This window comes from Kitasatospora sp. LaBMicrA B282 (assembly GCF_050325825.1).
Classification (GTDB): Bacteria; Actinomycetota; Actinomycetes; order Streptomycetales; family Streptomycetaceae; genus Kitasatospora.
Map to the genome: position 1 here is coordinate 23,058 of NZ_JBNQTI010000115.1, position 6,410 is coordinate 29,467.

General features: G+C 75.9%; 3 protein-coding genes and 1 tRNA gene. All 4 read right to left on the reverse strand.

Features of this window, described 5'->3' with window-relative positions; genetic code table 11:
- Positions 1 to 6 precede the first annotated feature (6 nt).
- Entirely contained in the window at positions 7 to 2,358 is a 2,352-nt protein-coding gene (locus tag ACQRUO_RS26980) for a transglycosylase domain-containing protein (protein WP_428318671.1), read from the reverse strand.
- Between the two features lie 329 nt (positions 2,359 to 2,687).
- Positions 2,688 to 4,010, reverse strand: a complete 1,323-nt coding sequence (locus ACQRUO_RS26985; RefSeq protein ID WP_428318672.1) for a sensor histidine kinase — start codon at positions 4,008 to 4,010, stop codon at positions 2,688 to 2,690.
- Between the two features lie 241 nt (positions 4,011 to 4,251).
- The gene (locus tag ACQRUO_RS26990) at positions 4,252 to 5,895 is read right to left on the reverse strand and encodes an MFS transporter (protein WP_428318673.1); all 1,644 of its coding nucleotides are present in this window, start codon (positions 5,893 to 5,895) and stop codon (positions 4,252 to 4,254) included.
- 231 nt (positions 5,896 to 6,126) lie between these two features.
- Positions 6,127 to 6,200, reverse strand: a tRNA-Lys gene (locus ACQRUO_RS26995).
- Between the last annotated feature and the right edge of the window lie 210 nt (positions 6,201 to 6,410).

Here is a 6,410-nt window from a genome sequence, read left to right on the forward strand (position 1 = left end):
GGTTCGTCAGGCGGATGCCGCGAGGTGGGCCGGGGTCGGTGGTGCGGCGGTGCTCGGCCGGTTCGGGCTGGGCGCGACCGGCTCGGTCGGCCGGTTCGGCGAGCTCGGCGGCGGGCTGACCGGGGGCGTCGGCCTGGCCGGGCTGGTCGGCGGCTCGTTCGGGGTGGACGGCTGCGGGTGGCTGGGCTCGGCCGGTGGGGTAGGCCGGCCCGGCTGCTCGGCCGGCGGGGTCGGGCGGGGCTGGTGCGGGGTGACCCGGCCGTGCGAGGGCGCGGGGCTGTGCGGCCGGGCGGAGGCGGCGCCCGGGGCGCCGGTCGCCGGGTCGTCGGCCGCGGTGGCGCCGTCCGGCGGGGTGAAGTCGGCGACCGGGCGCCCGTCCAGCGCGGCCTTCATGTAGTCGGTCCAGATCTGGGCCGGGTAGCCGCCGCCGGTGACCCGCCCGCCACCGGCCGCGCCGGACAGCGTGACCTGCTTGCCGGTGCCCGCCTGCTCGCCGAACATCGCCACCGAGGTGACCAGTTCGGGGGTGTAGCCGACGAACCAGGCCGAGCGGTTCTGGTCGGTGGTGCCGGTCTTGCCGGCCACCGGACGGCCCAGGTCCTGGGCGCGCCACCCGGTGCCGCCGGGGTCGGAGACCACGCCCTGCAGCATGTCGGTGACCTGCCGCGCGGTCTGCGGGCTGACCGCGCGACCGCTCTGGTGGGCCGGCAACGGCACCTCGTCGCCGTCCAGCTGGACCTGCTGCACCAGCCACGGGGTGATCCGCTGCCCGTCGTTGTCCAGCGTCGCGTAGACGCCGGCCATGTCCAGCACGCTCGGCATGGAGACGCCCAGCGAGATCGAGGGGACCGGGTCCAGCTCGTTGGTGTCGGCGGGCAGCCCGAGCGCGACGGCGGTCTGCCGGACCCTGTCCAGGCCGGCGTCCTGGGCGAGCTGGGCGAAGGCGGTGTTCACCGACCAGTCGGTGGCCTGCCGCAGGGTGATCCGGCCGAACTCGCGCTCGCCCTCGTTCGGCGGCGCGTACGGCGTCCTGGCGCTGCCGCCCTGCACCGGGCGGCGGTTGCCGCCGTCGTAGACGGTGTCCGGGGTGATCGGCCGGCCGTCCTGGGTCCTCGCACCGCCGTCCAGCGCGGCGGCCAGCGCGATCGGCTTGAAGGTCGAACCCGCCTGGTAGTCGCGCCGGGTGGCGTTGTTGACGAAGTGCGCGGTGTAGTCCGAGCCGCCGTACATCGCCAGCACCGCGCCGGTCCTGGGGTCCACCGAGACCGCCCCCGCCTGGATGTCGGCGTCGCCGTCGCGCCGGCCGGCGTCCAGCTGGTCGGTCAGCCGGTGCTGCACGGCGTTCGCGAGGTCGGCCTGCCGGGCCGGGTCGACGCTCAGCGTGATCCGGTAGCCGCCGCGGGCCAGGGCGGCCTCGTCCACCAGCTTCTGCTCGACCAGGTAGTCCTTGGCCGCGTCCACCAGGTAGCCGGCCTGGCCGGTCAGCCCGAGGGCCGGCTGCGGCGCCCGCACCTGGGGCAGGGTCAGCGCGGCCCGGTCGGCGGCGTCCAGCCAGCCCTCCTTGACCATGCCGTCCAGCACGTAGTTCCACCGGGCGGTGGCCGCCCGCTTGCCGCCCTCGGTGGCGGTGGCCAGGTCGTAGGCGGAGGGGGCGTTGAGCAGGGTGGCCAGGTAGGCGCCCTGGGCCGCGTCCAGCTTGCTCGCGTCCACCCCGAAGTAGGCCTGCGCGGCGGCCTGGATGCCGTAGGCGCCGCGGCCGTAGTAGGTGGTGTTCAGGTAGTTCGCCAGGATCTCCGGCTTGGACAGGGTGGCGTCCACCTTGAGCGCGATGAAGATCTCCTTGACCTTCCGGGTCACCGTCTGCTGCTGCGTCAGGTAGGCGTTCTTCACGTACTGCTGGGTGATGGTGGAGCCGCCCTGGGCGCCCTTGCCGGTGGCGGTGTTCCAGCCGGCCCGCAGCAGGGCGGCCGGGTTGACCGCGCCCTCGCGGTAGAAGCCGCGGTCCTCGGCGGCCAGCACCGCGTGCTGGGCCTCCTCCGAGACCTGGTCCAGGCCCACGCTCTGCCGGTTGGTCTGGCCGGTCTGGGCCAGCACCGTGCCGTCCCGGTAGAGCCAGGTGTTGCGCTGCGCGGTGGCGGCGGCGTGCGCGTCCGGGACCTTGACCAGCACGACCCCGAGGCAGAACAGCCCGATCCCGAGCAGCAGCCCGCCGAGCGTGCCGACCAGGGTGAACCGCCAGGTCGGCACCAGGCGCCGCCAGCCCTGGCGGCGGGGGCGGCCGGAGCGCAGCACGCGGCGCGGCAGGGAACGGGGGGTGTCGGGCGGCCCCGACGACGTGGACGGCTCGGTGGGCGGCACGGGTGGCCTCTCCTCTCAGCCCCGTGACGCTGGTTCACGCGGTGGTGGTGGTCGGCGGCGCAGGATCCGGTGGTGACCTGGGCAGGGACGTTGACAGCCTGCCGGGGCCGTTCGATCGGATGCTAGGGACTTTTGTCCCCTTTTGTGGGATTCCACGCGGGATGCGGCGATTGGGGTTGGATTGCGGGTCGGCTTCCCGCAGGCGGGCGCCTGCTGCGGATCCGCGGGACCGTCACCCGTTCGCACCACGCGGTCCGCCGGGGCCGCACACGCCTCCGGCCCGGCGGCCGCGCGTGCGCGCAGCCACCGGGCCGGAGGTCGAGGCCGGGTCAGCCAGTGGCGGTGGCCGCCGAGGTGGTGGGGGTCGCGGCGTTGGAGGCCGCGCGCAGCGCGCTGCGTCCGGCCCGGCCCAGCGGCCCCGGCCGGCGCTGCGGCTCCTGGTGCCGGTGCCCCGCGCAGTCCGCCGGGCTGCCGCCCAGCGGCAGTCGCAGCCGCACCGCGAAGCCGCCGTCCGGCTCCGGCTCGGCCGCCAGGGTGCCGCCGAGCAGGGCGGCCCGCTCGCGCAGGCCGATCAGCCCGTGCCGCCCGCCGGGCAGCTCGGGGCCGCGCACCCCGCCGCCGGGCGGGGCGTTGCGCACGGTGACGGTCAGCAGCTCCGGGGCGACCCGCAGCAGCACCTCGGTGACGGCACCCGGTGCGTGCTTGCGGACGTTGGTCAGCGCCTCCTGCACGGTCCGGTAGGCGGCCCGCTCCACCGGCTCCGGCAGTGCCCCGTCCAGGCAGCCCTCCACCCGGAGCACCGCGTCCACCTCGGCGGCCGCCACCAGCCGCGGCAGGTCGGCCAGCCGGGGCTGCGGCACCAGCTCGGTCGGCCCGGCCCCGGCCGCCCGCAGCACCAGGATCATCGACCGCAGCTCCTCCAGGGTGGCCACCGCCAGCTCCCGCAGGGTGCCCGCGGTCTCCCGGGCCACCGGGTCCTTGGTGGTCACCTGCAGGGCGCCGGCCTGCACCGCGATCAGCCCGGCCTGGTGCGAGACCACGTCGTGCATCTCGCGGGCGATCCGGGCCCGCTCCTCGGCGAGCACGGTCTTCGCGTAGAGGGTGCGCTCGATCTCCCGCAGCTCGGCCAGTTCGGCGATCCGCTCGGACAGGTCGCGCCGGGTCTGGGCGAGCAGCCCGAGCACCACCGGGCCGGTGCCCAGCATGGTCGCGTAGACCACGGCCTGGGTGATGGTGCTGACGCTCTCCTGCCCGAGCCGGGCGAGCGGCCAGGGCAGGAAGCTGCCGAGGCAGACCAGCACGGCCGCGGTCACCTTCTGCCACAGCGCCCGCTCGGTGCGGGCCACCGTGTAGCCGGCGATCATCGCGGCGATCAGCGCGCTGCCCGCGTACAGGCCGGGCAGGGCGAGCAGCAGCACGGTGCGCGGGTAGCGGCGGCGCACCAGCAGCACGGCGCAGGCGGCCAGCGAGACCAGGAACCGCCAGTCGCGCGGGGGCGGGAAGTTGAGCAGGGCGTCCAGCGCGGCGGGCACCACCAGCAGCACGTCGACCGTGATGGCGTGCCAGCGCCGCTCGGGCCGCCACGCCCAGCGGGCGGCGCGGCGTATCAGGCCTGGTCTGGCCGGCTCTCTGGGGACCTCGCTGCTCTTCACCCGGGATCGTTCCTCGCCTGCTCGTGCTGGACACCTGGCTCCGCCGCCCCGAGCGACGCTACAGGACCGGCGGCGGCGATGACGGGGACAGCGGATCTCCGGCCCCCGGTTCCCGGCGGGGCCGGTCGGGCTCGGCGGACGTCGGTCGATGTAGTGGGCGTCGGTCCGGGCCGAGGGCGTTGGTCCGGGCCGAGGACGTCGGCCCCGGTGGCGGACGTCGGTCAGCGCGGCGGACGGCCGCTCAGCACGCGCTGCCGCGCGGCCAGCCGTAGCGGGCGTCGATCCGGTACTCGCCGGCCGCCGGCGCCGTCAGTCGGGTCCAGTCGCCGTCCTGGGTCAGGCAGGCGCCGGCCGGCCCGTGCGCGGCCAGCCAGGGCGACCACGGGATGCGCAGCAGCGCGGAGCCCGGAGCACTGACGGTCAGCCGCAGTTCGGCGGCGTCGGCGTGCTCCACGGTGGCCGGCGGGTCGGCCAGCGGGATCGCGTCGGTGAAGCGGAACAGCCGCCAGTGGTCGTCGTGCCAGACCTCCTGCAGCCAGGCCGGTCCGGTGCGGATCAGCGCCGCCTCGGCGTCGGCGGCGATGTCGGTCGGGCCGCTCGGCAGCGCGACGTACGCCACCGCCCAGCGGCGCAGCCACTCGTGGTAGTCGGCCGCGTCCAGTGCCTTGCCGTAGAAGAGCGGGTTGCGCTGCACGTCGGCCTGGCGGTTCCAGCCGCGGGCCAGCTCGGCGGTGCCCACCAGGCCCCAGGACTCCCAGTGGTTGAGCATCGGGACGGCCTCCACCCGCGCCCGGTCGGCGTGCAGCGCGCGCAGCTCGGCGAGCAGCTGGTCGCCCTGCCCGGCCGGGGGCGGCACCGGGATGCCGATGATGTTGGCGCTCACCGTCCAGTAGGCGGTGATCACCAGGGCGAGCAGGGCGGCCGGGGTGCGCCGCCAGGCGAACGGGCGGGCGCAGAGCGCGGCCAGCACCAGCACGCTGCCGAAGATCAGCGCCAGCCGCTCCACGTTGCTGCCGATCGGGGTGCGGAAGGCCCAGGTGAGCCCGGAGCCGACGGCGTAGACCAGACAGCCGAGCCGCAGGGTGCGCCACTGCGGCGGGCTGACCAGGGCGACCACGGCCGCGCAGCCGATGCAGATCAGCGCCGTGCCGCCGGAGATCGGGTCGATCCCGGAGCCCGGGAAGAGCACCGCGGTGCCCAGCACCACCACCGGCGGCGGCACGGCCAGCGCCCAGCCGGTCCGGCGCCGCCCGGTGAGCAGCAGCGCGGCCGCCACCACCTCGACGAAGAGCCCGGCCACCGGGCTGGCCAGGGTGGCGAGCAGCGAGCCCGCGGCGGCCCAGGCGTAGCGCCGGCCCTGACCCGGCCCCGGCCGGTCGGGCTCGGGGCGGACGGCGAGCAGCGCGGCCAGCCCGAACAGGGTGCCCAGCGCGAAGGTCACCCGGCCGGCCGCCACGTTGCAGGCGAGCGCGAAGGCGCCCCAGAGCGCCACCGGCACCGGCCGCCGCACGCCGGCCCGGGCCACCAGGTGGCCGAGCAGCCCGGCGGAGAGCACGCAGCCGGCCACCGCGACGGTGCGCACCCCGCAGAGCGCCATCAGCCAGGGGGTCAGCACGCTGTAGCCGGCCGGGTGCAGGCCGCCGTACCAGGCCAGGTCGTAGGCCGAGCCGGGGTGCTGGGCGGCGAAGTCCGACCAGGCCCACTGCGCGGCCAGGTCGCCGCTCACCCCGGCGACGAACCGGGCCCAGTAGACACCGAGCACCAGCGCCAGCCCGGCCCCGGCCCACGCCGCCGGGTGCAGGCGGCGCCATCGCGACGGGGTCTCCACCGGGTCGGCCGGCCGCGGCCCTCTCGGCGGCGCTGCAGCCTGCTGCGGAGCACTCACTGGTGGGGGCCTCCCGTCCCGTCTCTTCAGTTCCCGAGGAACGGCGCTCCCAGCGGGCGCTCCGGTTCCTCCAAGAATCATCACAAACGGGTTGCCGGCCGGTGACAGGCGGGGTTCGGTCGGTGCGTCGTCGCCCGTCCGGGGGCCTGCCGCGGCGGGACACGGGCGGTGGGAAACAGGCGGCGGGAAACGCGAAGGGCGCCCTCCTGAGGAGGACGCCCTTCGGTGTTGTGCGCCGCCAGGGACTCGAACCCCGGACCCGCTGATTAAGAGTCAGCTGCTCTAACCAACTGAGCTAGCGGCGCTTGTTCAACCCGGTGAACATTACCTGACCAACGGGCCCATACCGAAATCGGCGGAGCGCACCGGGCCCGGCAAGGTCCGCGGGGGCGCTAGGGCCTGTCTTCAAACCCCCGTCTGCGCGGCGACGCCGGGGCACGCACCTCGACGGCTTCTCGTCAGTCGCCGATGCTCCGCATGGACTCCCTCCTCGGCGCCGCCGATGCACGCACCCC